We start from the raw sequence: 3,283 nt of genomic DNA, 5'->3' as shown, positions 1-3,283 counted from the left end.
CGCACGCTGTCGATGGCCGGCTGCGAAAAAGGCGACACGGTGCAGAACGGCTACGGCTACGGCCTCTTTACCGGCGGCCTCGGCGTGCATTACGGCGCCCGCCGCGTCGGCGCCAACATCCTGCCGATCTCGTCGGGCAACACGCGCCGCCAGTTGCACGTGATGCGCGACTTCGGCACGACGCTGCTCACCTGCACGCCGTCGTACTCCCTGTTCCTTGCCGAAGCGGCAAAAGAGGAAGGCATCGACTTCCGCGACATGCCACTGCGCGCCGGCTGCTTCGGCGCCGAGCCGTGGAGCGAGAACATGCGCGTCGAGATCGAAGCCAAGCTCGACATCAGCGCGCACGACATCTACGGCCTGACCGAGCTGATCGGCCCCGGCGTCGCCGCCGAGTGCGAGTGCAAGCACGGCCAGCACTTCAACGAGGACTACTTCTACCCCGAGATCATCAACCCGGAGACCGGCGAAGTCCTGCCCGACGGCGAGAAGGGCGAACTGGTGATCACCAGCCTGAGCCGCGAAGGCTCGCCGCTCCTGCGCTACCGGACGCGCGACATCACCTTCCTGATGCGCGATCCCTGCCCCTGCGGGCGGACGACCGTGCGCATCCACCGCCTGCTCGGCCGCACCGACGACATGATGATCGTGCGCGGCGTGAACATCTTCCCGTCGCAGATCGAGAACGTGCTGATGCGCATCGAAGGCACGCAGCCGCACTACCAGATCGTCATCGACCGCGGTGCGACGCACCTCGACGAGATCGAGATCCGCGTCGAGGTCGAGGATGCCGTCTTCTCCGACGTGACCAGCGTGCTGGAGCGACTGCGGAAGCGCATCCACGACGAGCTGAAGAGCGAACTCGGCATCAGCGCCCACATCAAGCTCGTCGAGCCACGCAGCATCGCGCGCAGCGAAGGCAAGGCGCAACGCATCATCGACCGGAGGAGCATCTGATGATCATCAAGCAGATTTCCATCTTCATGGAGAACACCACCGGCCGCCTGGCCGACGTCACCGCGCTGCTCGCGCAGGCGGGCATCAACCTGCGCGCGATCTCGATCGCCGACACGACGGACTTCGGCATCCTGCGCATGGTCGCCGACCAGCCGGACGAAGCGGTCAAGCTGCTCAAGGAACAAGGCTTCACGGCACGCGAGACCGACGTGATCGCCGTCGAGGTGCCCGACCATCCGGGCGAGCTGGCGCGCATCATGGCGCTCTTCCGCGACGAAGGCGTCGGCATCGAGTATCTCTACGCCTCGCTCGAACACAAGGTCGACAAGGCCGTGATCGTGATCAAGGTCGACGACGTCGCCGCAGGTATTGCGATGCTTGAAAAGCACGGTTTCGCGACGATTCCGACTTTCTGAGGCCTGACGTCCCGGCCAGTTCACCGGGACATCTGCCGTCGACTATGGCGATCATCAGCAAAGCGGCGCGCCACGTGGCGACGCACCCGCTCGCTTTCGTCCTGCAGACCCTGCGCGGTTTCCGCAGGAATCAGGGCATGCTGCTCGCCGGCGCAATTGCCTACTACGCGCTGCTCTCGATCGTGCCGATGCTCATCCTTTCGGTGATCGTGCTCTCGCGCTTTGTCAACCAGGCCGAATTGCTGATTCTCCTCGGCCGCTCGCTCGCCTGGCTGGTACCGAACCAGGCCGACGCGGTGCTCGCCGACGTCGGACGCTTTCTCGCCAACCGCGTCGCCATCGGCAGCGTCCTCCTGATCACGCTGATGGTTTTCAGCTCGGCCGCCTTTTCCGTGCTGGAAAAGGCCTTGTCCATCATCTTCGCCGACCATGCAACCGAGGGGAAACGCCACTTTCTCGTTTCCGCGGTCCTCCCCTACTGCTTCATGCTCTTCCTGTGGGCCGCGCTGCTCGGCGTGATGTTCGCCTCGGTCGTCCTGCAGGCGATCGCGCGCGAAAACATACACCTGTTCGGCCAGGACTGGTCGCTAGACGGACTCTCCGGCGCGCTGCTCTACGTGTTCGGCCTGGTCGTCGAAACCTTCATCGTCGCCGCCATCTATCTCGTCATGCCGATCCGGCGCATTCGCCCGAGCCAGGCCCTGATCGGCGCGTTCACAGCGACAGCGCTGTGGGGAATCGTCCGCCACGTCCTGGTCTGGTATTTCACGACGCTGTCGAAGGCGAGCATCGTCTATGGCTCGTTCGCGACTGCGGTCATCATGCTGCTCAGCATGGAAATCGCCGCCGCACTGCTGCTACTCGGGGCGCAGGTGATCGCGGAGTACGAGAGGATCGGCCAGAACGAGTGAAACCGCCAGGGCTCCTACTTTCTATCCACACCCATCAACTTCAGTACGGGATTGACCGAAGCATCGCGCTTGAAGACCGGCGTCTCTTCGACGTCGTGCAGGGCCAGCGCAGCAACGAGCAGCAGCAGCAGGAGCGCGTAGAGACCGTACTTCAAGCGCTTGCTCGCCCGTTCCTCCTGCGAGATCGCCGTCGCCGAGTAGTAGAAGCAAAACAGGCAGCCGATGATCCACGCACCAAACTCGTGGAACACGGGAAGGTAGTTGTCAGCGATAAAGAACAGGATGCCGACGATCAGCGCAGCCTTGTTGCCGCGGCGAATCGGGTTTCGCATCATGCCCATCCTTTTCCTGCCGGAAAAGTACACCCCGGGACCGAAGAACACCCACAGAAAAACCGTTCCTCGCCGCAGATCGTGAATCCGTGCTCTTGAAACATTCCTTCCCCCTGTTCTATCCGCCTATTGTCGCCAATTCACCGCTCCGTGTGCTCAGATTTCGCACACATTTCGTGCAGAAATTGCGGCGATGCGAATACAGCCGGCGGTCCGCCGCTGCGCGCATAGGCGGACCGGTTTACCGGCACACTGTGGCAGACTGACAACCGATTTCGCCAGAATCGACACGTGCGAACGGGAGACGGGTCGTTTTCTCGGAGAAAGTGTTGCATTTTCGCGACAGCGTCACACGCTGATACAAAAACCCGGCAAACGCGCCACGAAAGAAAATCAAAGTTGCAACAGGGGAAAACGCATAACTTGCTATCGTTCGCGCGTCGGGTAAAGGTACCCGCCACTGACGAAAGGAAAAATGATGTTGACCACTCTTGCTGTTCTCGCCCTTGTCTCTCTGCCGTTCGCACTGGATCTGTACTTCGACGTTCGGGAATCGAAGCCCGTCGAAGAAGAGTACGTGCACGATGGACGATAATCAATGTGTGGGTCGCACCCACTCCACGTAGAGACGGCCTCCAGAATTGGGGGCCGTTTTTTATTTTGGCGC

The 3,283-nt window shown here is 61.8% G+C and carries 4 protein-coding genes; 3 read left to right on the top strand and 1 reads right to left on the bottom strand.

Annotated features, from left to right (window positions below; all coding sequences use genetic code 11):
• The 3 genes from KBA32_RS14170 to KBA32_RS14160 all read left to right on the top strand — a co-directional run.
• A partial coding sequence (locus tag KBA32_RS14170) for a phenylacetate--CoA ligase family protein (protein ID WP_294360104.1) occupies window positions 1-957 on the top strand: 957 nt, incomplete at its 5' end.
• Window positions 957-1,373 (top strand): ACT domain-containing protein, encoded by a 417-nt coding sequence (locus KBA32_RS14165; protein ID WP_294360101.1) that lies wholly within the window; start codon window positions 957-959, stop codon window positions 1,371-1,373. The genes KBA32_RS14170 and KBA32_RS14165, both read left to right, overlap by 1 nt.
• A gap of 44 nt (window positions 1,374-1,417) precedes the next feature.
• Window positions 1,418-2,284: a YihY/virulence factor BrkB family protein gene (locus KBA32_RS14160; protein ID WP_294360098.1), complete on the top strand. Its 867-nt coding sequence runs from the start codon at window positions 1,418-1,420 to the stop codon at window positions 2,282-2,284.
• Window positions 2,285-2,298: 14 nt separating this feature from the next.
• On the opposite strand, the gene KBA32_RS14155 is transcribed toward KBA32_RS14160, so the two are convergent.
• Window positions 2,299-2,616 carry a hypothetical protein gene (locus KBA32_RS14155; RefSeq protein ID WP_294360095.1) on the bottom strand — a complete coding sequence of 106 codons (318 nt, stop codon included), beginning with the start codon at window positions 2,614-2,616 and terminating at the stop codon, window positions 2,299-2,301.
• Between the last annotated feature and the right edge of the window lie 667 nt (window positions 2,617-3,283).

Source organism: Propionivibrio sp., assembly GCF_017995515.1.
Taxonomy (GTDB): Bacteria; Pseudomonadota; Gammaproteobacteria; order Burkholderiales; family Rhodocyclaceae; genus Propionivibrio.
Note: the sequence above shows the minus strand (reverse complement) of the source record. Positions and strands in the feature narration are given on the sequence as shown.